This window comes from Clostridioides sp. LIBA-7602 (genome assembly GCF_056688945.1).
Genome location: NZ_CP196991.1, coordinates 1,805,742 through 1,831,928 on the forward strand (window position 1 = coordinate 1,805,742; position 26,187 = coordinate 1,831,928).

Annotated in this window: 18 protein-coding genes, 1 tRNA gene, 1 pseudogene, 1 CRISPR repeat array and 4 riboswitches; of the genes and pseudogenes, 12 read left to right on the forward strand and 8 right to left on the reverse strand. The window is 27.3% G+C overall.

From position 1 onward, the window contains the following. Positions 1-98 precede the first annotated feature (98 nt). Positions 99-896 carry a MetQ/NlpA family ABC transporter substrate-binding protein gene (locus ACTG45_RS08610; protein ID WP_021384416.1) on the reverse strand — a complete coding sequence of 266 codons (798 nt, stop codon included), beginning with the start codon at positions 894-896 and terminating at the stop codon, positions 99-101. Positions 897-1,007: 111 nt separating this feature from the next. Next, positions 1,008-1,113: riboswitch (SAM riboswitch) on the reverse strand. Between the two features lie 90 nt (positions 1,114-1,203). Beyond that, positions 1,204-2,190: a lipoate--protein ligase gene (lplA, locus tag ACTG45_RS08615; RefSeq protein WP_021384423.1), complete on the reverse strand. Its 987-nt coding sequence runs from the start codon at positions 2,188-2,190 to the stop codon at positions 1,204-1,206. Positions 2,191-2,449: 259 nt separating this feature from the next. Next, positions 2,450-2,626, forward strand: a riboswitch (Lysine riboswitch). A 136-nt stretch (positions 2,627-2,762) separates the two neighbouring features. Between lplA and ACTG45_RS08620 the strand changes: the two genes are divergently transcribed. From ACTG45_RS08620 to ACTG45_RS08640, 5 genes are all read left to right on the forward strand, one after another. Next, positions 2,763-4,493, forward strand: a complete 1,731-nt coding sequence (locus ACTG45_RS08620; RefSeq protein ID WP_479920172.1) for a Na+/H+ antiporter NhaC family protein — start codon at positions 2,763-2,765, stop codon at positions 4,491-4,493. A gap of 109 nt (positions 4,494-4,602) precedes the next feature. Further along, positions 4,603-4,683 (forward strand) — tRNA-Leu (locus ACTG45_RS08625). A gap of 647 nt (positions 4,684-5,330) precedes the next feature. Further along, positions 5,331-5,435: riboswitch (glycine riboswitch) on the forward strand. Between the two features lie 3 nt (positions 5,436-5,438). Continuing rightward, a riboswitch (glycine riboswitch) is annotated at positions 5,439-5,527 on the forward strand. Between the two features lie 117 nt (positions 5,528-5,644). Next, positions 5,645-8,119, forward strand: a complete 2,475-nt coding sequence (gene gcvPA, locus ACTG45_RS08630) for an aminomethyl-transferring glycine dehydrogenase subunit GcvPA (RefSeq protein ID WP_479920173.1) — start codon at positions 5,645-5,647, stop codon at positions 8,117-8,119. Beyond that, positions 8,119-9,576, forward strand: a complete 1,458-nt coding sequence (gene gcvPB, locus ACTG45_RS08635) for an aminomethyl-transferring glycine dehydrogenase subunit GcvPB (protein WP_479918628.1) — start codon at positions 8,119-8,121, stop codon at positions 9,574-9,576. Before gcvPA ends, gcvPB begins: the two co-directional genes overlap by 1 nt. A gap of 412 nt (positions 9,577-9,988) precedes the next feature. Then, positions 9,989-12,346 (forward strand): HAD-IC family P-type ATPase, encoded by a 2,358-nt coding sequence (locus ACTG45_RS08640; protein ID WP_479918629.1) that lies wholly within the window; start codon positions 9,989-9,991, stop codon positions 12,344-12,346. 86 nt (positions 12,347-12,432) lie between these two features. Here the strand turns inward: ACTG45_RS08640 and ppnP are convergent, their stop codons facing one another. Next, positions 12,433-12,750 carry a pyrimidine/purine nucleoside phosphorylase gene (gene ppnP, locus ACTG45_RS08645; RefSeq protein ID WP_021384444.1) on the reverse strand — a complete coding sequence of 106 codons (318 nt, stop codon included), beginning with the start codon at positions 12,748-12,750 and terminating at the stop codon, positions 12,433-12,435. Between the two features lie 305 nt (positions 12,751-13,055). Here ppnP and ACTG45_RS08650 point away from each other — a divergent pair, with 305 nt between their 5' ends. Both ACTG45_RS08650 and ACTG45_RS08655 read left to right on the forward strand, forming a co-directional pair. Next, entirely contained in the window at positions 13,056-13,292 is a 237-nt protein-coding gene (locus tag ACTG45_RS08650) for a response regulator (RefSeq protein WP_479920174.1), read from the forward strand. Positions 13,293-13,456: 164 nt separating this feature from the next. Beyond that, the gene (locus ACTG45_RS08655) at positions 13,457-13,717 is read left to right on the forward strand and encodes a hypothetical protein (RefSeq protein WP_479920175.1); all 261 of its coding nucleotides are present in this window, start codon (positions 13,457-13,459) and stop codon (positions 13,715-13,717) included. 274 nt (positions 13,718-13,991) lie between these two features. Here ACTG45_RS08655 and ACTG45_RS08660 read toward each other — a convergent pair whose 3' ends face one another. Then, positions 13,992-15,269: an amidohydrolase family protein gene (locus ACTG45_RS08660; RefSeq protein WP_479920176.1), complete on the reverse strand. Its 1,278-nt coding sequence runs from the start codon at positions 15,267-15,269 to the stop codon at positions 13,992-13,994. 744 nt (positions 15,270-16,013) lie between these two features. Then, positions 16,014-17,025: direct repeats of the CRISPR family, unit length 29 nt; unit sequence GTTTTATATTAACTAAGTGGTATGTAAAG. 24 nt (positions 17,026-17,049) lie between these two features. Between ACTG45_RS08660 and ACTG45_RS08665 the strand changes: the two are divergent. The 4 genes and pseudogenes from ACTG45_RS08665 to ACTG45_RS08680 form a co-directional block, all read left to right on the forward strand. After that, positions 17,050-17,232, forward strand: a pseudogene (locus tag ACTG45_RS08665) (hypothetical protein); the annotation flags it as partial. A 609-nt stretch (positions 17,233-17,841) separates the two neighbouring features. Beyond that, complete coding sequence (locus tag ACTG45_RS08670) at positions 17,842-18,030, forward strand: hypothetical protein (protein WP_479920177.1); 189 nt, start codon at positions 17,842-17,844, stop codon at positions 18,028-18,030. A 62-nt stretch (positions 18,031-18,092) separates the two neighbouring features. Next, complete coding sequence (locus ACTG45_RS08675) at positions 18,093-18,911, forward strand: N-acetylmuramoyl-L-alanine amidase (protein ID WP_479920178.1); 819 nt, start codon at positions 18,093-18,095, stop codon at positions 18,909-18,911. 271 nt (positions 18,912-19,182) lie between these two features. Further along, entirely contained in the window at positions 19,183-20,799 is a 1,617-nt protein-coding gene (locus tag ACTG45_RS08680; RefSeq protein WP_479920179.1) for a DUF6765 family protein, read from the forward strand. A 382-nt stretch (positions 20,800-21,181) separates the two neighbouring features. Here the strand turns inward: ACTG45_RS08680 and ACTG45_RS08685 are convergent, their stop codons facing one another. The 3 genes from ACTG45_RS08685 to ACTG45_RS08695 all read right to left on the reverse strand — a co-directional run bounded on the left by ACTG45_RS08685 (position 21,182) and on the right by ACTG45_RS08695 (position 23,278). Further along, on the reverse strand, positions 21,182-21,385 hold the full coding sequence (locus tag ACTG45_RS08685; protein WP_479920180.1) for a helix-turn-helix transcriptional regulator: 204 nt from the start codon (positions 21,383-21,385) through the stop codon (positions 21,182-21,184). Further along, the gene (locus ACTG45_RS08690; protein ID WP_021384471.1) at positions 21,385-21,744 is read right to left on the reverse strand and encodes a DUF3796 domain-containing protein; all 360 of its coding nucleotides are present in this window, start codon (positions 21,742-21,744) and stop codon (positions 21,385-21,387) included. The genes ACTG45_RS08685 and ACTG45_RS08690 overlap by 1 nt, the downstream gene beginning before the upstream one ends. Positions 21,745-22,726: 982 nt before the next feature. Continuing rightward, the gene (locus tag ACTG45_RS08695) at positions 22,727-23,278 is read right to left on the reverse strand and encodes a helix-turn-helix domain-containing protein (protein WP_021384451.1); all 552 of its coding nucleotides are present in this window, start codon (positions 23,276-23,278) and stop codon (positions 22,727-22,729) included. A gap of 190 nt (positions 23,279-23,468) precedes the next feature. Here ACTG45_RS08695 and ACTG45_RS08700 point away from each other — a divergent pair, with 190 nt between their 5' ends. Further along, positions 23,469-24,431: a PLP-dependent cysteine synthase family protein gene (locus tag ACTG45_RS08700; protein ID WP_479920181.1), complete on the forward strand. Its 963-nt coding sequence runs from the start codon at positions 23,469-23,471 to the stop codon at positions 24,429-24,431. A 738-nt stretch (positions 24,432-25,169) separates the two neighbouring features. Here the strand turns inward: ACTG45_RS08700 and ACTG45_RS08705 are convergent. Further along, entirely contained in the window at positions 25,170-25,490 is a 321-nt protein-coding gene (locus ACTG45_RS08705) for a TIGR04076 family protein (protein WP_479920182.1), read from the reverse strand. Positions 25,491-26,187: the final 697 nt, after the last annotated feature.

The window sequence follows — 26,187 nt, forward strand, 5'->3', positions numbered from 1 at the left end:
ATCTTCCTCCATAAACATAGATTTACTTAAATGGTAGCACTTAACAAGTCAATATTCAACAAGATTAGAATAATAATATTAAAATTATACTAAATATACTAGAAAACAGGAATTACAATTCCTTTGTATTTCTCTTCAATTATACTTCTTGCTTTATCTGATGTAAGAACATCTTGTAGAACTTTAATTTTTTCACTATCTTTATCTTCAGTTCTAAATGCCAAAAGATTTGCATACTCATCATTTATAGGAGCTGTATAAAGTCCATTTTTCTTAGCATCAAGACCAGCAGGTACTGCGTATGTAGTATCTATAAATGCAGCAGTTACGTCTGGAAGAGAAGATGGAATCTGAGCAATATCCAATTCTTTAAATTGTATGCCTTTTGGATTTTCGATTATATCTTTAGGACTAACTAGTCCATCATCTTTAGGTAAAGTTAAAAGCCCAATACTTTCAAGATATCTAAGGTCTTTAGAACAAGAAGATGGATTGTTGCTTATTGCAATTGTATCTCCTTTTTTAAATTCATCAATAGATTTTATCTTGTAAGAGTAAAGTATTGCTGGGCATACATATAGTTTTTTTCCAGCCATTATTTTATATCCTTTAGCTTTGACAGCCTCTTTTAGATAAGGTTCATGTTGGAATAGATTTGCATCAATTTCTCCATTATTTAAAGCTTCGTTTGGAAGTATGTAATCATCAAAATTCTTAATTTCTAAGGTATAACCTTTTTCTTCGATAAGTGGCTTTAATTCTTCTAATAATTCTCCACCTGGTACTAAAGTAGCACCAACAACAATTTTTTTGTCATCGTTAGCTTTAGAGCATCCAACTATAGATAAAGTGAAAACTAGACATAATAATAAACTTAATAATTTTTTGAATTTCATATAAATTCCCTCCTGAATATGATTGATTAGTTAAAAATAAAATACCCTCTTTTATCACACTGCAAAATAAAATAAGCCTGAGTTTAAACTCAGGCTTTAAAAGCTAATTTAGACTCATCTTTCAGTATAATACTGCAGGATTTAGCACCAATGTATATAAAAATATACTGGTTGCTGGGTTTCATAGGGCCAGTCCCTTCACCACTCTGGATAAGAAGTATCAATTTTTAATTATGTTATAAATATTATCATGATTTTTTATATATGTAAACACAATTTTATAAATATTTTAAAATCTTTAGTATTTCTATTTAACACCTAAGATTCCAGAAACTAAAATATCAGTATCAGCACCTAAGAAATAATCATTTATTTCAATTGAATTTAAAACATTTCTTAAAGCATTTTCTTCATGCTTTGTGCCAACAAGTTTGTCTTCCACAAATGAAACATCACGTTTTCCAAAAAAATCTCCAAAAAATTTTATAGTTGTTATTATGCCTTTATCAACATTTAGATTAAACTCAACATTTCCACCAGAATATTTTAACTCATTTGAAAGAGTATATTTTGGTGAATTACCAAAGTTCCAATCCCAAGTTTCATATTTTAATTTAGTAAGTTTTTCTATTTGTTCTATGTCATACTTACTTAAACAATAATTAGTATTATCAATATTAGTTTTAGATAAATAATCCATGATTGCATCTTTAAATTCCAGTATATCCATTTTAGATTTTAGATGTTCACTTATATTAGTTACACGAGATTTTACAGATTTTATTCCCTTTCCTTCAAATTTTATAGGCTTTACTTTTAAAGCTTTTGAAAGGTCGTTTATCTCAGATGAAAATAACAACGTACCATGGTGCATTACCTTGTTTTTGTAGTTGTACTGGGCATTTCCAGAAAATTTCTTACCATCTATAAGAAGGTCATTTCTTCCAGAAAATTCAGCGTTGACATCTAATGTTTTAAGCAAGTCTATTATTGGTTGAGTGAATCTTCTGAAATCACTAAAGCTATTATTATTGCAAGCTATGAATGTAAAATTTATATTTCCTAAATCGTGAAATACAGCTCCACCACCAGATTGTCTCCTAACGACAGGTATAGAATTTTCTTTTATATATTCTAAATTTATTTCAGAAAGTGTATTTTGATTTTTTCCAACAATTATAGAAGGTTCATTCCTCCATAAAATAAATAAGTCTTCGTCAAGATTTTTAAGAAGATACTCTTCCATTGCTAAATTGAAGTAAGGGTTTGTCTTTTCATTGTAAATTAATAACATTAAAGTAATTCCTCCATATAATTGATAAAATTTTTTTGTTGGTCTTAGTACAATTAATTTTATAATTCGACAATAACTTGAAAAGTCCTTTAAATTAGAAGTTTTAAACAAGAAGATAATCGTGTGTTAATAGAAGTGTCCATTAAACAAAATCAGAATAAAATGGAATTTCATGTAAAAAATAAAAAGGATTTTTAAAAACCACCTTGCAAAGTTTAAATAAATAATATATACTCAAAATATACTTAATAAAAGTGAATAGAAGGGTAGAGGCGCAATAATCTATCAGTACTAATAATGAGTTAAGCACAGAGATTTATTAGGAAAGGAGATATTGCCGAAGTTTTATAATCGATGCTTTAAGATTATATTGCTGGGGGTACATAGAAAATATGTACAACTGTCACAGGTTTATTTGTGGTGAGCTATCATTTAAGGAATTATATTATACTTATTTTAATATTGTTGATGTATTGTAATTTTTAAGCCTTGAGTGTTTAGCACTTAAGGCTTTTTTAGTTTTATCAAATACCCTGTACAATTCACAAAACTAAAAAGAGAGGGAGATTTATATGAGAAATAAAAAAATTAATATTATTTTTCTGACGACAATTATGTTCATAATGTCAACAGTAATGGTTTTTGCGGAGGAAGATATAGACACTATTGCACTAGCTAATGCAGAAAAATTTGGAATTTTAACTTTAATACCACCATTAGTTGCTATAATACTTGCATTTATAACTAAAAACGTAATAATTTCCTTACTTATAGGAATTCTTTCTGGTAGTTTTATAATTAAAGCTAGTGGTATAAATGTGTTTGCCACACTTATACAATCATTTTTAGATTTAGTGGACAGAGCTTTGGTATCGTTATCAGACCCATGGAATGCAGGAATAATACTACAAGTTCTAGCAATTGGAGGAGTAATAAATCTTGTTGCTAAAATGGGAGGAGCTAAGGCGATAGCTGAAGCACTTGCCAAAAGAGCGAAATCAGCAAAAGGTACACAACTTATAACATGGTTTTTGGGTCTTTTAGTATTCTTTGATGATTATGCTAATTCATTAATAGTAGGTCCTATGATGAGACCTGTTGCAGATAAAATGAAAATATCAAGAGAAAAATTAGCCTTTATAATAGATGCTACAGCAGCACCAGTTGCTGGATTAGCCATAATATCTACATGGATAGGTCTTGAAGTTGGTTTAATACATGATGCTTTTGAAAGTATAAGTGTGGATGTTGATGCATTTGGTATATTTTTAAATACAATACCATTTAGATTTTATAATATATTAATATTAGCGTTTATTGTAATATCAGCATTATTATTAAAAGAATTTGGGCCAATGAGAAAGGCTGAGATAAAATCTAGAAGTAGAAAAGTTGGTACAGACCTTGATGAAGGTGTAGAAGAATTAGATGATTTAGCACCAAAAAATGGAGTGAAATTGAGTGTGTGGAATGCTATAATCCCAATAGGAACATTAATAATAGTTGCTTTGGCATCATTCTATTATAGTGGATATACGTCTATAATGGGTGGTGAAGATAAAGCTCTAATACAACTATTTACAAATTCACCATATTCTTTTGGAGCAATAAAAGAAGCATTTAGTGCATCTGATGCATCTAGAGCATTATTCCAATCTGCACTTGTTGCAAGTTTAGTTGCTATTATAATGGCTGTAGTTAAGAAGATTTTTACAGTGTCAGAAGCAATTGATGTTTGGATAGATGGAATGAAAAGTTTAGTAATAACTGGTGTAATATTAATACTTGCATGGTCATTAAGTTCAGTAATAAAAGAATTAGGTACAGCTAAATTTTTGATACACTTATTATCGGGTTCACTACCTCCATTCTTATTGCCAAGTTTAATATTTGGTTTAGGAGCAATAATATCTTTTGCTACTGGAACAGCTTATGGAACAATGGGTATACTTATGCCACTAGCAATACCACTAGCTTACTCATTAAATCCTGATATGTCTTATGTAATAGTGAGTACAAGTGCAGTCTTAACAGGTGCAATATTTGGAGACCACTGTTCTCCGATTTCAGATACAACAATACTTTCTTCGATGGGAGCTGGTTGTAATCATATAGACCATGTTAATACTCAAATGCCATATGCTATATTTACAGCAGTAATCACTATTGTATTTGGATATATACCAGCTGGATTAGGATTGCCAATATATATAGTATTACCAGTAGCTATAGCTGCTGTATTTGTTGGTATTCAAATAATTGGTAAGAAAGTTGATGAAGCAGAGATAGAACTTGCAGAATAAGGATATAAATAAATTTAGCCTTTTATTATCATTGTTTTGTTAGTTTTTAGATAATTTTAAAAAGTTATTGAAAATAATAGGGAAATATAGTAAAATAAAAGAGTGATAAGCGGATGTGGCGGAATTGGCAGACGCACTAGACTTAGGATCTAGCGCCATTGGCGTGGGGGTTCGACTCCCTTCATCCGCACTCTACAGTGCTTAGTTGTGCTGAAAAAAACTGGGGTTGCTGGCTTTCGGAGTGGGCTATCCCGTTTTTATTTTTTGAGAAATAAACCAAAATACAATATGAATATATTTCTAAAGATATTTTCTAATAAATATACAAAAGCACATTAAGTGCTTTTTTTGTTGTCTGAAAATGTGTTTACATATAAATTTTAAGACATTTGTTAAGAATATAAAATCTATAATAACGTATTTCTAAGAAACAATTTAAAGTCACAATATAATCTGTTTTTTATAAACTTATAAAAAATATATCTGTTTAATAAGTTTAATTTTATTTAAAAATGCTCTATTTCAAAATCTTATTTTTCACAAAGATAAAATTGCAAACGATTCTATTGTGTGTATGAATATATCTTTAACATAATATAGTAAATTACAATATAACTTTACTTTTAGTGTTTTGTATGACATATTAATAATAAATTAAATAAATATATTATTTTACATTAATATATAACATATATGTATAAAAGTTAATAATATAAAAGTAATATAATTGATAATAAAAACTTAACAAAAAAATTAATACATAAAAAAAAATAAATATAATGTGTTGACATTTAATTGAAATATTCATACAATAAAAATGAAAATAAATATTTCCAAATGAGATTAGCGAGAGAGACCTTTATATAAAAAGGCGCCGAAGAAGAAATTTAAGAAATGCCAATTCTTAGAGAAACTTTCAGGCAAAGATATCGCTAGTTGATGGGACTCTGGAGAGACTTAAGTTAATATACTATAAGTCACCGAAGAAGCAAAATAATATTAAATTATTAAATCTTTCAGGTATACAAACAGGGATATATAGGCTAGGATTATTTTCTATGCTAATATATCTTTTTTTTATGAAAAAGTATAGGACATAATATCGAAATTGCTTAAATATAGTGGGTCTAATTTTATAGGGAGGGTTATATATGAATGAATTGAAAAGAGTGCCTTTGTATAATATACACAAAGAGCTTGGAGCAAAACTTGTTGAGTTTGCTGGCTGGGAAATGCCTTTAGAATATGAAGGAATAAATAAAGAGCATGAAATGGTTAGAAAAAGTGCAGGTATCTTTGATGTATCTCATATGGGAGAGGTACAAATAAAAGGTGTAGATTCAGAAAAATTTATACAAAATTTAGTTACAAATGATATAAGCACATTAAAGGTAAATGACATTATATATACACCTATGTGTTATGAAAACGGAGGAGTAGTTGATGATTTATTAATATATAAATTTGGTGAAGAAGATTATTTATTAGTAATAAATGCAGGGAATATAGATAAAGATGTGGCATGGATAATAAAACAAAGTAAAGGTTACAATGTAGATATAAAAAATGTTTCTAATGAAGTTAGTCAACTAGCAGTTCAAGGGCCTAAAGCAGAAGAAATTCTTCAAAAAATCACAGACATAGATTTAAAATCAATAAAATTTTATAAGTCAATTCCATCAACAAAAATATGTGGTTTAACTTGTTTAGTTTCAAGAACAGGATATACTGGAGAAGATGGATTTGAGATATATTGTAAAAATGAACATACAGAAATAATTTGGAATGAAGTTTTAAAAGCTGGAGGAGAAGATATATGTCCTGCTGGTTTAGGTTGTAGAGATACTTTGAGATTTGAAGCAGCTCTACCTCTATATGGTCATGAAATAGGCGAACATATATCTCCAATTGAAGGAGGCCTATCAATTTTTGTAAAAACAAGCAAGGAAGATTTTATTGGAAAAACAATCTTATCAGAAGAAAAAGAAAATGGAGCTAAAAGAAAATTAGTTGGATTTGAAATGCAAGGCAAAGGGATGCCTAGAAATGGATACGATATAAAGATTGGTGACAAAATAGTAGGCTTTGTAACAACAGGATGTGCTTCTCCAACAACAGGAAAGATTTTAGGTATGGGAATTATAGATTCTGAGTATGCAAAAGTAGGAAATGAAATAGGTATAGCAATCAGAAAAAAAGTTGTTCCTGCCATGATAGTTAAGAAACCTTTTTATAAAAAGCAATATAAAAAAGATAATACTGTATTAAATGAAGAAAATAAATTTTCATATATACCTGCCACAAGTGAAGATAAATCAAAAATGTTAAAGGTAGTAGGATTAAATTCAGTTGATGAATTATTTTCAGATATACCAGATGAAATAAAGTTAAAAAGAGATTTAAACTTGGAAAGTGGGAAATCTGAATTAGAAGTAAGTAAAATAGTAAAAAGGCTATCAGAAGAAAATTTAAGTTTAGAAGACTTAACTTGTTTTCTTGGAGCTGGTGCATATGACCATTATATACCATCAATTATAAAACATATAACTTCAAGGTCTGAATTTTATACAGCATATACTCCATATCAAGCTGAAATAAGTCAAGGGACTTTACAAGTAGTGTTTGAGTTCCAATCTATGATTGCAGAAATTACTGGAATGGAAATTGCAAATGCATCAATGTATGATGGAGCAACTGCTGCAATAGAAGCATGCATAATGGCTATGAATCAGACTAGAAAAAGTAAAATAGTAGTATCAAAAACTACACATCCTGAAACTTTATCAGTACTTAAAACTTATCTACAATACAAAGATTGTGAAATAGTAGAAATTGATTTTTGTAATGAATATGGAACTACAGATATAGAAAAATTAAGGGCTTCAGTGGATAAAGATACAGCATGTGTTCTTATACAGACTCCTAACTTCTTTGGTATTATTGAAGAAATGGAGGAAATAGAAAAGATAACTCATGAAAATAAAGCTATGTTAGTTATGAGTGTTGACCCAATATCATTAGGTGTTTTAAAGACGCCAGGTGAGATAGGAGCAGATATTGTTATTGGAGAAGCTCAATCACTAGGAAATCCTCTTAACTTTGGAGGACCTTATGTAGGATTTTTGGCTAGTAAATCTAAGTATACGAGAAAAATGCCAGGAAGGATAGTTGGGCAAAGCTTGGATACAGAAGGAAAAACTGCATATGTGTTAACTTTACAAACTAGAGAACAGCATGTGAGAAGAGAAAAAGCAACTTCTAATATATGTTCAAATCAAGCTTTAAATGCTCTTGTAGCTTCAATATACATGGCTACTATGGGGAAAGAAGGATTTAAAGAGGTTGGTATGCAATCTATGAAAAAAGCACATTATGCTTATAATAAGCTTATACAAACAGGAAAATATAAGCCAATATTTAAAGGTAAATTTTTCAAAGAATTTACTGTACAAGGAAATCTTAATATAGAGACTATAAATAATAAGCTTTTAGAAGAAAATATATTAGGTGGTTATAACTTAGAGCACAATTACCCAGAATTAAAAAATTCAACTTTACTTTGTGTAACTGAGAAAAGAAGCAAAGAAGAAATAGATAAGTTAGTTGGAATAATGGAGGGATTATAATGAAAGAATATAATAGTTTGTTGATAGATATATCTAAAAAAGGTAGAAAAGCATATTCGCTTCCAAAGTTAGATATAGATGATATAAAAGTAGAAGATATGATTGACCAAAGTATGGTTAGACAAAGTGAATTGAATTTGCCAGAAGTTGGCGAATTAGAATTAGTTAGACATTATACCCTATTATCAAATAAAAATTTTGGAGTTGATACAGGTTTTTATCCTTTAGGTTCTTGTACTATGAAATATAATCCTAAAATAAATGAAGATATGGCAGCACTTCCAAACTTTACTGGAATGCATCCATACCAATCTTCATACACAGCACAAGGTTCTCTCTCTTTAATGTATGACTTATCAAATCGACTTGCAGAAATTACAGGTATGGATGAAGTTACACTACAACCTTCCGCAGGTTCACATGGTGAATTTACAGGTCTTATGATTATAAAAGCATATCATGAAAATAGAGGAGACCATAAGAGAACTAAAGTAATAATTCCTGATTCTGCACATGGAACAAACCCAGCAAGTGCAGCTATGGCAAACTTTGATGTGATTCAGATAACATCTGATAAAAATGGAGCTATAGACATAGATGCGTTAAAAGAAGCTTTAAGTGATGAAGTAGCAGCTCTTATGCTTACTAATCCAAGTACTCTTGGATTGTTTGAAAAAAATATAAAAGAAATAGCAAGTCTTGTACATGAAGCAGGAGGACTCTTGTACTATGATGGTGCAAATATGAATGCCATTATGGGAATAACAAGACCTGGAGATATGGGATTTGATGTAGTCCATCTTAATCTTCATAAGACCTTTTCTACTCCTCATGGAGGAGGAGGTCCAGGAGCTGGTCCTGTTGGAGTTAAAAAAGAATTGGTACCTTTTTTACCAATACCAGTGATTGAAAAACAAGAAGATAAATATGTATTAGATTATGATAGAGAAAAATCTATTGGAAAAATTAAAAACTTCTATGGCAATTTTGGAGTGCTTGTAAGAGCTTACACATATATATTAACTATGGGAAGAGATGGGCTTAAAGAGGCTAGTGAAATGGCAGTTTTAAATGCAAATTATATCAAAGAGAGTATAAAAGATGACTATATATTACCAATAGATACCTTATGTAAACATGAGTTTGTATTAGGTGGGTTACCAAGAGGAGAGTCAAATATAAAAACTATAGATATAGCAAAGAGATTACTGGATTATGGATATCATCCTCCAACAATGTATTTTCCTCTTATCATAAATGAGGCACTTATGATAGAGCCTACAGAAAGTGAGAGCATAGAGACATTAGATAGTTTTATAGAAGCTATGAAAAATGTTGCTAAGGAGGCAAAAGAAGAACCAGAACTATTGAAAACTGCTCCACATAATACCCTAGTTAAGAGAGTGGATGATGCAAGGGCAGTAAAGAAACCTATACTTACATGGTCGCAAAGATAAATAATTAAAAATAGAGATTATAAATATAAAGGAATTTGTATTTATAACAAAAAGCTATCTAACTTAATATAGTTTAGATAGCTTTTTTGTATATATAATATTTACTACTGAAGTTTTAAATTATATTAGTGCTTATATAAGAATATTAACATGATGATTATTATACCAATATTCATAAAAATTATAGAAATTTATTTTGATACAACTTTTACTCTTTTGGTTTAAGAGAAGCTTAACTAAAATATATCGAAATTTATAAAAATTTAGGAAATCTTAAGAATTATATTATTAAAATCTTTAGATTTATATTTTATTATATAAACTATAGAATAATAAAATATAAAAATTGAGAATTTTATAATATATTTGTAGATTTAAGTATAAAAAAGGGTTAAGTTGAAAGGAGTAGAATATGGATAGTGTTAATTTAAAAAGGTATAATTGCGATATAAACATGGGATTAAGTAGCGTACAACTTCAAAGTAGAATAGATGATAATTTAATTAATGTATTTGATAATGGAAAAACTAAAACATATAAACAAATTTTTAAAGATAATGTGTTTACACTTTTTAATCTCATAAATATTGTTTTAGTTTGTCTATTGGTATCAGTTGGTTCTTTTAAAAATACTTTATTTATATTTATTGCTGTAATTAATACTATTATAGGAGTAATTCAAGAAATAAGAGCCAAAAGATTGTTGGACAATCTATCTGTCATAGTTTCAAATAAGGTATCTGTTATAAGGGAAGAAGAGAAAAAAGAGATTGATGTACAAGAATTAGTATTAGATGATATTATGATTTTAAAAACAGGGAATCAAATTTGTGCAGATTCAAAAGTTTTAGATGGAAAATTAGAGGTAAATGAATCTTTAATTACAGGCGAATCTGATATTATTATAAAAAATGAAGGTGATTTCTTATATTCTGGTAGCTTTGTAGTTTCTGGAGAGGCTTTTGTGAGAGTTGAAAATATAGGAAAAGATAACTATGCAAATAAGATAGCCAATGATGCCAAGATTTCTAGAAAACATAATTCTCAGCTTAGAAATTCATTAAATACAATATTAAAAGTTGTAGGTATAATAATTATTCCTCTAGGGATTATATTATTTGTAAAGCAACATTTTGGAAATGGAGATTCTATAACGACATCTGTAGTAGGTACTGTGGCAGCTGTAAATGGAATGATACCAGAGGGATTGACATTGCTTACAAGTATTGCTCTAGCTGTAGGAACTATAAAGCTTGCAAGTCATAAAACTTTAGTGCAAGAATTATACTGTGTAGAGACTCTTGCTAGAGTTGACACATTGTGTCTTGATAAAACAGGTACAATTACAGAAGGTAAAATGCAAGTTGATGATGTAGTAATGTTAGACGAAATAGATATTGATGATATAATGGGGAATATATGCAATTCCCTTAAGGATGATAATGCAACAATAAATGCAATAAGAGATAAATACAATATTTTAGATACTTATAAAGTTAAAAGTTTAATACCATTTTCGTCAGAAAGAAAATACAGTGGAGTAGCCTTTGAAGATAAAGGTACATATTTACTAGGGGCATTTGAGTTTATTTTTAAGGATAAACATAAAGAACTTAAAACAGAGGTTGAAAAATATTCTAAAAAAGGCAATAGGGTAATAGTTTTAGCTCATAGTAATTCTTATATGGAAGAAAATCATATACCTGAAGATATAAAGCCACTAGCTTTTATTTTAATTTTGGACAAAATTAGAGATGAGGCTAAGGAAACTTTAGAATTTTTTTATAATGAAGGCGTAGATATAAAAATTATATCTGGAGATAATCCAGTAACAGTAAGTGAAGTGGCTAGAAAAGCAGGTCTTAAAACGGCCAGTAATTTTATTGATGCAACAACACTTAAAAGTGATGAAGATATATATGAGGCAGTTGATAAATATAGTGTTTTTGGAAGGGTAAGCCCTCAACAGAAGAAACAAATGATTTTGGCATTAAAAAAACAAAATCATACAGTAGCTATGACTGGAGATGGTGTAAATGATGTGTTAGCGCTTAAAGAAGCTGATTGTAGTATAGCTATGGCGTCTGGAAGTGATGTTACTAAAAATGTTTCTAATTTAGTATTGTTGGATTCAAATTTTGCATCAATGCCAAAAGTTGTTATGGAAGGAAGAAAGGTGATTAATAATATTCAAAGAGCATCTTCTTTATTTTTAGTAAAGACAATTTTTTCATTCTTCTTGTCACTATTAACATTATTTTTCTTTAGTAGACAGTATCCATTCGTACCTATACAATTATCACTGATTGGAGCTGTAACAGTTGGTATACCATCATTCTTCTTGGCTCTTGAAGCAAATAAAAGTAGAATTTCAGGAAGTTTTCTACTTAATATATTAAAAAATGCTTTGCCAGGAGCACTATGTGTGACAGTAAATGTAATTATTGTTTACAATATAGTTGAATACTTAGGTTATAGCTCAAGTGTATTTTCTACGATGTGTGCGATATTAACTGGTGTATGTGGTCTTTTAATATTAAGACAACAATGTTTACCATTTAATAAAGAAAGATTATTTTTAATTGTAAGTATGACTATTGCATTTGTTATTGGAATTCTATTTTTAGGTGGATTATTCTCATTTGTAGCATTAAGTAAAGAATTAATTCTTATAACTATGGCATTAGCAGTATTAATGCCAATTATGATAAAAGTAATGCTGTTTGTATTAGATGAGATATTAGATACAATAGTTCCAGATTTAAATTAATTTTAAGATTATATAAAAAAGAGCAGTTTTTCAATAAACTGCTCTTTTCAGATGTGTTTAATTTTATGTAAGAATATGTATGTTTATTAATCGACTATATATGAGCAACAGTAGTCAACAACTTCGTTAACCTTTAAATCGAAACTTGAATCGCTAGGAACGTTAAATTTTTGCCCTTCTTTATAAGTTATAAACTCATTACTTCCAGGTAACTTTACATCCATACTTCCAGCAAGCATCTCCATTATTTCTTCTTCTCTAGTAGAAAAAGTATATTCTCCAGGTAACATTAATCCTAAAGTTTTTCTTTCTCCATTAGGGAATATTATTACTCTACTACTTACTTTACCATCAAAATAAACGTTTGCCTTCTTTACTGCAGTAACATTTCTAAACTCACTCATTAGATAAAACCTCCAAAATTATTTGTACATATATATTATATAAAAATACTGCAAAAAATGCTACATATTTACAAATAAAATTTAGTATTTCTTAAAAAAATTAATAAAACTAAAAAATGAGGAAAAATATAAATATTTATGGAGAAATTTACATTAGATTATGCTATTGACCCTATATTTTTCCAAATATATAATATGAGAAGTGCTTAAGGTATTAACTTTGCACCACACATTAAAAACATAAAGATAAGATATAATCTAAATATGCAATCTAAAATTTATAGATATAGAAATGGGGGATAAGTTTGTCAAAAAGGATATTAGTTATAGAAGACGATATAGATATTCAAAATATAATAAAAACATTTTTAGAAAATACAGGATACAACATTATAACAGCAAAAGATGGGCTTGATGGTATTGAAAAGTTCAAAAAAAATTACTTTGATTTAATTTTAGTAGATATACTTATGCCAAAGATAGATGGTTTTGTAGTTTGTGAAATGATAAGAAATGAATCTAATATTTCTATTTTTGCTTAAAAAGTCTTACAATAGCAGTTGCATATCTTTTAACAGTTACAGTTGTAATTGCAATAAGTTTTATTTTTTACAATAGATTATTTCAATTTAATGATTTTGAAACTCTTGTAAAACCAATACTACTTATTTTAATACCGTCAGTATTATTTGTATCATGTGTAGGTATGTTTATTGGAAATATAAATGGAAACTTACTATATATTTTTATTCCAATAATATTTCTTTTAACAAATTCCAATGCATTATCTATTATATCTGGCAAGAATCTTGTAAATTCTGTAATAGAAAATAAAGTTTCAAATAGGATGGCGAATCTTGCATTTGATGTGCCAGTGGAGTTTTTAATAAGTAGAATAGTTCTTGGGGTTATAGGTTCAATCTTAATACTTAGTGTATGTAAAGCATACAACAAAAGTAAAGCTTAAGATTACTTATAAAAAGAGTTATTAATTCTATAAGAGTATAAGTAATCTTGCTCAATATCTAGATGAATATAGATAATCTTAAATGTGAAGAGTAGATTATAGCAAAGAAAATTATATTAGTGAAGAGATGTTACACTCACTAAAATTTATAAATAAGCTAAAAAAGAGTATATTTTAACCTATAGTTTTAGGTTTAAAAGATACTCTTTTATTCATAGTAGTTATGTAAATCAAACAGTTTATATGAACAAATTTCATATAATTAAAATTTTTGTTATAATTCTATATTAGGTTCTTCAATTAATTGTCCACATACATATCTATGAATGATATTTCTATCATCGCCAACATAGATAAATCTTTCAAGTCTTTCAAGTATAGAATAATCGGCATGATTTAAATCTGAATCATCAATAATTAATGCATCAAAATCGTAATCTTCTTCAAAGCTACCAACTTTTCCAAAAAAACTTCCTCCACTTTTAGTTGCAATATAAAAAGCTTCAGATAAAGATAAGAAATTACACTTCTTACCAGAATTTACCCAATATAATTTAGATAACTGTATTGCAGATACTATAGCTTTAAATATTGACAAGGTATGCCCACCACTTATATCTGAACCAAGAGCTAATTTAATATTATTATCAAGTAATTTTCTAATAGGCATAGCTCCACTACCAACATTAAAGTTAGAAGCTGGGCAGTGAACTGCCATAACATCATTTTCTCTCATTAAATCTATTTCTTCCTGAGAGCAATGAATACAGTGAGCCATTAGTGTAGGAGTTTGACCAAATAAATTATATCTATTGTAGGCATCTCCATAAAATTTAGATTTAGGCTCTAAACTTTTAACCCATTCAATTTCATCATGATTTTCAGATAAGTGTGACTGTATAGGAATATTATGCTTTAAACATAAATCTCCTAAACCTTTTAAAAGTTCACTTGTACAGCTTGGTATAAATCTAGGAGTTATTATTGGTTTTACAATAGAATCTGTATCATTGTATTTGTTTATAATTTCTTCTGTATCAGCAATAGAATCATAAGTATTTTCTAGTAAGGTGTCAGGGCAATTCATGTTCATATTTACTTTACCAACATATGCTCCAAGTCCAACCTCTTTAAATATATCCATAAGTTTCATAGAAGCTTCCTTATGCACTGTAGCAAATACAGTTATTCTTGTAGTTCCAGATTTCCAAACTTCTTTTACAAATTTTTTATACATTTTTGTGGCATATTCTATATCTGCATAGTTTGATTCTTCTGGAAATGTATAAGTTTCAAGCCATGGTAGAAGTTCTTTATCCATAGCCATTCCTAGATTTTTAAATTGAGATGCATGACAATGAAGGTCATTCATGCCAGGTATTATGAGTTTATCAGTGTAATCTACAATTTCTAGATTATTATATTCTTTAGGTATTTCTTTAAATATTCCTTTTACCTTGCCTTTATCCAGTATAATGTAACTATTTTCAAGTACTGTGAAAGTGTCTGAAGTTTTTGTGAAAATTATATTTCCTTTTATTGCCTTTAACATATAAGTCTCCTTAGTTTCAAATTTGTTAATTTTAATATATGTAGGTTATTTTTGGTTTTATAAATTAAAATTTTACCATATGTATTATATCAAATCTGAGGTATAAATACTATTATATAATATTAAATAGTAGTGAAAGACAGTTGTTTAGTAGTATATCTTAAGATACATATCACTGACATTTGGCTGATATTTAAGAAAAATATGACGTTAACTGATATTTGACTGACACAAAACTGAACATTATTTGAAGAGAACATTGTTTATATTCTCAGATGTTTCTTTATCTATTTCATCTAAAATGTGAGAATATCTATTCATAGTTATTTTTATATCTCCTAAGTATTTGATGTATCTATCAATTACAGCGATATTGTTTTGAGTAACAAATTTATTGTTGCTTATAGTCGATTTTAATTAAATGTTTTTTAGTATCTTTTTTCTTATGAAGTCTGATTCAATATACATAAGAACGCCATCTTTTAAGTTAAAAGGATTATTTAATTATATTTTATAACAAGTGCAAAATTTTTTCATAGTTTATTAAAAAATAATCTATTTATGATATAATAAAAATATAAAAGTTTTGCAGTGTTCGATTTTTTCGATGTTTTGCTTGTAGTCATTGAAATTACTGCACTATAGAGGTTTTTGTGAAGTGTCAAAAAACACTATTGGTCGGTCACTGCAATTTTAAAAGAATTATGTGGATTGAAGTATTGAAAATGCTCAATTTATTTTGGGGTTTTATATTAACTAAGTGGTATGTAAAGCATTCTGTCATATAACTCTATAACGAATGAAAAGATAGTTTTATATTAACTAAGTGGTATGTAAAGAAGTTATGTTTGTACACATTAGTTTGAGTTTCAAGTTGTTTTATATTAACTAAGTGGTATGTAAAGGATGGATAGTTACAGAGCTGTTGGACGAGCTACTGAGTTTTATATTAACTAAGTGGTATGTAAAGTTTATAAAGTTAACAGTTTCTATAATTGAGTCAAGTGTTTTATATTAACTAAGTGGTATGTAAAGTACTTTAATACGTCAAATCAGACTTGACCTAAACAAGTTTTATATTAACTAAGTGGTATGTAAAGAAATCTGTATTGCGTCAGTTTTTAACTTATCAAAATGTTTTATATTAACTAAGTGGTATGTAAAGAGTATTTAGCTGTGCAAGTAATGTTGTTGTGTCTATGTTTTATATTAACTAAGTGGTATGTAAAGTCTATAATATGTCTCATTGCTGTTGAATCATTAGCAAGTTTTATATTAACTAAGTGGTATGTAAAGCAAAGAAGCTCCTCCCCATCTGTTTTTTATTATAGCGTTTTATATTAACTAAGTGGTATGTAAAGTCGGGTTTAACTCCTGTGGAATATCCTCGACGACCATGTTTTATATTAACTAAGTGGTATGTAAAGGTAAAATATATGCTTATAACAGAATTTGGAGAAAAGGTTTTATATTAACTAAGTGGTATGTAAAGCCAAACCAATTTTGCTTGTATCAATTTCCCCTTTTTCGTTTTATATTAACTAAGTGGTATGTAAAGATATTTATTACAGATGAAGAAAAGAGAATACAAGAGTGTTTTATATTAACTAAGTGGTATGTAAAGGTTGAAATCTCTATATTTTCATCATAATATTTTCTAAGGTTTTATATTAACTAAGTGGCATGAAAAGATTCAAAATAAACTGAATTTTCTTGAATTAATAAAGGTTTTATATTAGCTAATTGGTATGTAAATTCAAGCAAAATTAAATATGGCTTGATAAATAGTAAAACATCTATCATAAATATATTAGTATTAAAAAATATTGAATCAAGTCTAAACAATACATTAGTGGAATTGCCAGAAAAGATAAAACAATCTTTTGAGAGTGGAGATACCAGCACTGAGAATTTAACAAATCAATTAACTTACGCTAATAATTCTATAAATCAGTTAAATACGGAAATTTCTAAACGTGCAAAATTTGCAAAAAGTAATTGTAATTCTTTTGGTGGTTATGCGAGTTTAAATGTTTCTTTAAACTTCACACCTAATTTTTTTATTATTTGTTATATTAATAAGAAATATTATGCATATATTTATTCTAGTTAGATTGATACTATTTCTGGAAAAATTTATCAAAGTAAAACAGGTGGCATATTTCAAGTTCCACTTAATGATAGTAGATTTACATATAAATTAACCAGTGATTATTCTCAAACTATAAGTAATGTTGAGTGGATAGCTATTAGAGTATAAAAATCAATATTATAATGAATAAAAATTAATACTATAAATTTTTTTATAAGGTTTAGATAATCTCTAAGTCTTATTTTAATACAAAATAAGGTGGTTTTCATGAATTAAGAATTTTTCAAAGAAAACTTGAAACGATATGAGATAACAATAAATAAAAATAATGATGAAATAGATAAATTAAAAGTATTGTGTGAGAATTTAAACACATTTACAAGTATGTTAAAGTTGCTGATTGGTAAAATGATTATAACTCTTGTATGATTCTTTATATTTGCAATACAGAGAGGAACATTTTAATTAAGATGTCAAGAAATGTATAATTTAGTAAGCTTCATAGCCGAGCATTTACTAATTTTAGTTGCTGCTCCTTATGTTTTACGAATTGGTTGTAAGAAGTATAAACAGTTAGATAACAAGTATATTCCAGCAGTGTTATTAATACTTGATACGTTTTTCAGTGTAATGTTAGAATTAAATGCTACTGAGTTTTACAATGTGTAATTTATTGGGGTATATCAATAGGTATAAATCAAACTTACAAATGGTTAAAGGAGGAAAAAACAATGAAAATAGCAATAGTACCAGGGCATACACTAACAGGTAAAGGAACAGGAGCAGTTGGTTACATAGATGAAGGAACAGAAAACAGAATACTAACTGATTTAATTGTTAAATGGTTGAAACAAGGTGGAGCAACTGTATATACTGGGAAGATAGATAAATCGAATAATTATCTATCTGAACAATGTCAAATAGCGAACAAACAAGACGTAGATTTAGCAGTACAAATTCATTTTAATGCAAATAACACAACTCTAGATCCAATGGGTACAGAAACGATATATAAAACTAATAATGGTAAAATATATGCTGAGAAAGTTAATTCAAAATTGTCAATAGTGTTTAAAAATAGAGGTGCAAAATCTGATGTAAGAGGTCTTTATTGGTTTAGTCATACCAAAGCCCCTGCAATATTAATCGAAGTATGTTTTGTAGATAGCAAAGCAGATACAGATTATTATATTAAAAATAAAAATACGATTGCAAAGTTAATAGCAGAAGGAATATTAAATAAAAATATAAATGATAATTCAGAGGATAAGCAGATGTTTAAACATACAATAGTATATAGTGGAGATGATAAGGTATCAGCAGATATTTTAGGATTATATTATAAGAGAGCAAAAGAAAATTATCTAGTTATAAATATAGAAGACTATAAACCATATGGAACACAAAATTTGTATGTAATTGGTGGGATAGCTTGCAATAAGATGAAAGAGTTGGGTAAGACTACAGGAGAAAAATTCACAGAGATTTATTCTGATGATGTATGGTCAACAATGGATAGAACTAGAGAGTTTATAAAAGAAAAATTGTAAGTTATAAATATTTATTTAAATATATATGCGGAGAAGAAGAATTTATATTAAAATAATTTTATGCACTTTTAATTATAAGTGTGATTATTAAAATTATAAAAACACATATTTCTAGAAAAAAACATGGGTTTTGACCATTTATACACTTTTGATGACCAGTTAGACTGAAAATATTGAATATTTTGAAAAATTTATTTATTATTAAAGATAAAGATAAACATATATAAATATATATATTTAATTTTTTTTAATAAAATTAAGAGGTGATTTTATGAATTTAGATTTTCACTATTATGGTACATATCTTGCAGCTAAAATAGCTGGCTATAATGATTCTGAAGCAAATACAATAGCTTATTCTGCTCAATATGTGGATGAATCAACTAAGAGTATGATTCTTGAAGATGTAAATTTTACACTCCCTACAGTACAGACAACTTTAGAATTTGAAAAATATTATGCAGACTTTACTTCATGGGGTTATAAATGGAATCTTGATAGTTTGAATGAAATAAGAAAAGTATGGATACCATTTCATTTTTTACCTGGAAATTTAAACAACCAATATAACTATAATGGAGTTAAAGAAAGCACAGGATTTACAACAAACTGGAAGTTTAAAGATGGAGATGAAAGAAGATTTAGATTAATGTGTTTACCAAATAGTGAGACTGTGTCTGCTATTATAAATGACCTTATCTATTTTCATAGTACTGAAGAATATAAATTACAATTTATTGGAATGAGAATGCATGTACTTGCAGATACATGGGCACACATGTATTTTATTGGAAGACCTGAATGGTATATTAATGATGTTAAAGAATTTATAGCAGAAGAAAGTAAATACATAGAAGAAACTAAATGGACTAAAGCAGAAGAATATCGTAATGGTAGCTGGCATGCTATTAATGTTTCTGGTACTCCTGGAGTTGGTGGATATGAAGGAATTGCATATCTTGGACATGGAAGAATGGGTCATATACCAGACTATGGATATCTTAATTACAGATATGTTCCAAATTGGAGTTGTACTGATGATAAAGTGAAGATACAAAAAAATAATCAAGATAATTTCTTTAAAGCATTTTGTCAAATGGTATATGCACTAAAGTGTATTAAGAATGGTACTGATTTTAGCCTAAATCAATATGAGAGTTTAACAGAAAATCAGAAAACAGAAGTTAAAAAAGTAATAACAACTAGAAAAGATGACCAGTCAGATGCATGGAAAAAAGCAATAAAAGCTTTAGGATATAGTTCTTTAGATAAATTTGATAAAAACAAATGGAAAAATGAATTTGAAAAATCTTCTAATAAGCAAAAAACAAACTATTATTATTTTAATCTAGTAGCCAAGAAACATATAGATTATGTAAATAATTTCTTAGAAGAAAATAGATTGAAATTAGATGAAATGTGTAGTGAATATTGTGAATTCAAGACTTTTGATGACAACCAATTTGCTAAAAATAGAAATAAATTAACAAAGATTATACTTAGAGGAGCTTTTATAGTTGATGCTATACAGTTTGTGTATGATGGAAAATACAAAACTCAACTACATGGAGAACCTTTTGGAGGTAGCATAGTATCTATGGATTTAGATACAGATGATTACATAATTAAAATAAGTGGTTCTATAGGATGGTTTACTGGTTTATCTATACCAGCTAGAACAATAGGTAAAATAACTTTTTTAACTAAAAAAGGAAAAACTATAACAGCAGGAGAAGAAAGAGCATTTAAGAAATATGGAAACTTTACTCTGGAACCAGAATCTGGTAAACAAATATTTGCCCTTCAGGGCTCATACTCAGTATATAAATTTAGTTCAGAGTATAGCAAGAGATATTTAGACTGTCTAGGGATTGCTTGTATGAAATAATTATATGAGACAATGTTTAAAAGCCATATTAGAAATTTTTATCTAATAGATAGATTAAAGGGTAACAACTATTGTTCAGTTGCTACCTTTTAGAGTGTAGGTATATAAGAAACTAGGTATAGCAATTTTCCAAATAGCAATGATAGTATAAAACATGAGAGAAATATACCTAATATATACCATAATAAAGCATTTAGATTTTTCATAAGTAATCACCAACTCATATGATATTTATTTTTCTTAATCTAAGTATATCAGTAACATAAGTATAAAAAGTATCTAAAATATTACAAATAAAATAATAAAACTAGAAATATGTTTTTTTGTAAAATAAAACAAGAGAACTATATTTTTATTATTACAATTCTCTTGCTTTAAGTTGTTAATCCTTTATATATTCAAAAATTTCTTCTATACTTACATTAAATACATTAGCAATATCAAATGCTAGTTTTAATGAAGGATTATATTTTCCATTTTCTAAGTTACCAATAGTTTCTCTTCTTACTCCTACTGATGATGCAAGTTCTTCTTGATTCATATTATACCTTGCTCTGTATTCCTTAGTTTTTGAACGAATTATCATTATTCTAATCCTTTTCCTTCTATATGCTGTAAGTATGCAAAAATTCCTATAAAACTAATCATTGCTACAGAAAAACTAATTCCTAGTCCATTTTCTATATTAGAACTTTTGTGTGAAACAATAGATATAATCATAGATGCTGATAATGATGTAAGTGTTAAGAAGAATGCTGGAGTTGCTGCTTTTCTTAAATTTTCTTTAAATAATTCATCTGGCATTATATTAAAGTATCTAAAAAAAACAAAAAATGCACAGAAGCTAATAGTATGTATTTCACCAGTATATAATATACCGATTAGACCTAGAAAACCTAAGAATCCTAAAAATCCAAGCTTATTTAGTTCTTTAAAATTTTTCATTAATAATTCCTCCTATATTATAAAATGTTATATATTTTTAACTTCTTGTTAAAAATATATAACATTTTATAACTGTTGACAATGTAAAAAATAAATTTTGCATAAAAATAAAATATTGAGTGGTGTATAATAAAATATTTTATAAACATTACTTATCTATGTTATTAATAAAATAAGTAGTTTTTTTATTATTTAAAAAGAAATACATAAAACTATAGTAAAAGTTGTAACAATAAAATGAACCAAAATTATCATACTAAAATACGAGAGATAATTATATGTATAAGATGTAGGGAATTCATATAAAATATGTGGATAAAATATTTTACTGACAATTAACTTAGGAAAAAAATATAAGTGTAAAACGTTGAAAATAAACATTTATAGAGATATATGTTTTATAGTTATTACAATTAAATTTATATTAAAAGAAAAAAATTATAATTTTATTAAAAATATGCTAAAAATCCATCTAGAATATATAAAAGAATTAAAAAATAAAAGTGCATTAGCTATATTTAGTATTTTTGATAACTATAATAATAATATAAAAATTGAATCTTGAAGAATCTATATATTTTGCTAGTAAAGGTATATTTTAAAAAGATAAGCAAACAGTATATAAGCAATAATAATAAGTATTAAAAAAGAGTGCAAAAGCACTCCAATTGTGAGAAATATATACATAAAATCATTATTACAACAATAAAATGTACATATAAGAGACATTTTGTATTTATTTTACATGATAACATATTAATGTTAACTAGATGTTTATCATAGTAACATAAAAGAAAAAAGGAGTACTTCATACTCCATTTGTCAAAAATATAAAACTTTTATATAAGATTATTATAACATAATTAATAAAAGTGTAAAGATATATAATAAATTTGTAATGTTAAAGAAAAAAGATAAGTCCTATTTAACAGGAATTATCTTTTTGTATAAGGAATCATTATCCGATTCTTAAACAACTTCTCTAAACTGGGTAATAATTTATTATTACTGTTTTCAGTGTTTTTTCCCCTTTATTATGGTATGTATGTACTGATTCAGCTGAAAAACAAATAGAGTCATTCTCTTTAAGTTTATAAATACAGTCATTTACTTCTAATTTTAATTGCCCCTCTAAAATCATAATGTATTCTTGTGATTTTTCAGAATGACCAACAGATGTGTAACTATGACCTTCTTCTAATTCCATTTGAAATAACTCGAAGTTTCTAACTGGTGTATTGGGATAATAACAATAAAGACGATAATCTTTATTTTCTGAAACTTGTACATCTATATCAGCTTTTGAAACAATGAAAGTTTCATTTTGAGGTTGGTCAAGTATTGCAGTGTATGGAACGTTTAGTCCACTTGCAATTTTCCAAATTGTATTTACTGTTGGATTAGAGTCACCTTTTTCAATTTGTGATAGCATGACTTTACTTACACCAGATAATTCTGCAAGTTGACCTAGACTTAGGTTACGTTCATTACGTAATCTATTTAAATTTTTAGCAATAATAGTATTAATACTCATATTAACTCCTTAAAATGTAAATTATTGACAAATATAATTTACGAATGTATAATTTATTTAACGCTATTTATAATTTACAAAGGTATAATATAACTAACGTTAAATATACTACACATCCGTAATATAAATTATACTGCATAAAGGATTGCTTTTCAACGGATGATAGTTGAGAAATTAAGGGGGAATTGTAATGCGTGTACTTAACAATGTTACAGAGGCTATAGGCAATACTCATATGTTATGTTTGTCTAAAATAACAAAGGAATTTGGAGTTGAAGGCAAAATTTATGCAAAGATGGAATATTTAAATCCAGGATTCAGTAAAAAAGACCGTGTAGCGTTACAGATGATTACAGAAGCAGAAAATGCAGGGTTATTAGCTCCAGGTCAAGCAGTTGTGGAATTAACAAGTGGTAATACAGGAACAGGATTAGCAATAGCTTGTGCATGTAAAGGTTATAAATTTATAGCATGTATGTCAAAAGGAAATTCTATGGAAAGAGCAAGAATGATGAAAGCTTTAGGGGCAGAAGTAGTTCTTGTAGACCAAATGCCAAATTCAGTTCATGGACAAGTATCTGGTGAAGATTTAGCACTTGTAGAAATTGAGGCTCAAAAAATAGCAAAAGAAAGAAATGCATTTAGAGCAGACCAATTCAATCTAGAAGCTTGTAACCATGCACATGAATGTTATACAGCAGAAGAAATGTGGGAGCAATTAGATGGGAATATCGATGTATTTGTAGATTTTCTTGGAAGTGGTAGTACTTTTGCTGGTTGTTCAAAAACACTTAAAAAACACAACCCTTCTATTAAATGCTATGTAGTTGAACCTGCAACGGCAGCAATTTATTCAGGGAAAGAAATAACTGACCAAGGGCATAAAATACAAGGTGGAGGTTACTCTATGGATTTACCTCTAGTAGACAAAAAACTTATTGATGGATATATTCAAGTTACAGATGATGAAGCAACTGATGTAGCAAGAAAATTAGCTAAATTAGAAGGCGTATTTGCAGGTTTTTCTTCTGGTGCAAATGTATGTGCAGCAATTAAGCTATTAAAAAGTACAGAAAAAGGGAAAAGTATAGTTTTAACTCTTAATGATAGTGGTCTAAAATATTTAAGTACTGATTTATATGAAGAATTATAATAATATTAGAACGATTGATTCTTAAATTAAATATATAGATTTAAATTATAAAAAGTATCTCAATATAATTTTTTGAAATTATAAAGGAGATGCTTTTTATTTTATAAATATATAATATTATAAGTGTAATAGTAAAAATATTGGAAAATGAATTTAAGTTACAGAGAGGTATATATTGCAACTATTGACTTAGTCTGAGGATGGTTACATAAAGTTATGAATAAAGGTATTACTATACAATATACTTATCTATTTATATTTATGTTCAAATTTTGGTGAAATAATTAGAACTTATGAGAAAGATAAGAATGATAAAAACTACTGTAAAGATTAAGTAAAAAAAATTACTAAAAAGATTTTTATATAACTAATTAAAAAAAGGCATCCTGTAGATGTAAATTAGTTTTTGAAAGACATTAACTTCTAAATCAGATTTATACTGTGGCAATATGAAAGTATATAAATTTAGCTAGATAAAAGGCTTATAAAATAATTAAGTTAATAAATTAATGTGAGTTTATATAGACCTTCATGATTATTTACTTTTTTTATGCCTGTTTTATCTAATAAAAAATAGATATTATTAGGAGTAGAACATCTATTTTTTATTAGATGTTATAATCAATTATTAGTATAAGTGTATTTTATCTTACAATAATAATCATACAAAATAATAGACTAATACTATAATATTGATGTAATAGTTATAAATTATAAGTTTTATATAACAAGTTTATATTACATTTCAGATTCTTCATCTGTTCTCTCAATTTTGAAAATAACAGGACGAATACCATCATTACAAGAACATATAGCAATACCTTCCTTATCTATCCAATCTCCATAGTAAAATAATTCACTACCATGAGATAAAGCAAATACATACTGATACATCGCCTTCCATGCTTCATCACATAATTTCTCGGGTTTAGCAAAATCTCCAAAAAATACTTCTCCTACTTTATGCATAGGACATTTTCCAATACCTTTACAACCATATTTATCTGCTAAATCTTGATGGAATGTAGTTTTTATCACTTCTATTTTACACTTTTTCATAAAAGTCATCTCCTTATAGATTTGTTTATATAAGTATATGTTCTATTTTATATTTAAACAAGTACTTACTTTTAAGTAAAGTACTAACATTTAGGATAGTGTTTTTATTATAAGAGGGGATTAAATGGGCATGAAGACTATAACAACAGGAAAGAAACTAGCATTTAAAAAATATGGAAGTTTTACTTTAGAGCCAGACTTAGGTAAACAAATATTTGTACTTCAGGGTTCATATTCAATATAGAAATTTAGATAAGAATATAACAAAATATACTTATATTGTTTAGGAATTGTTTGCATGAAATAATTATATGAGAGAATTTTAAAAAATCAAATTAGAAGTTTTTATTTAATAGATAAATTAGAAGGTAACAACTAGAGTTAGTTATTACCTCCTTTTTAATATTTTTTAAAAGAAAGTGAATGAGTTAGAAGACTATTTCAATAGTTTAAAAGGAAGATAAGAAATAAAGAACAGTATTATTATATGAAAAATTAGGTAGTAAATTATTTTTAACACCATACTAGTTTAATAAAATAAAACAAATAAATTGTCTTAGATTAATTATAAATAGATGAATTCGTAAAAACAATAAATAAACATAAAGAAAAGATAAGAATTTTGTCTAGTTATACGTTTTTATTGACCAGTTACGCAGTTGATATTGAATATTCTAAATATTGATGTTATTTTATA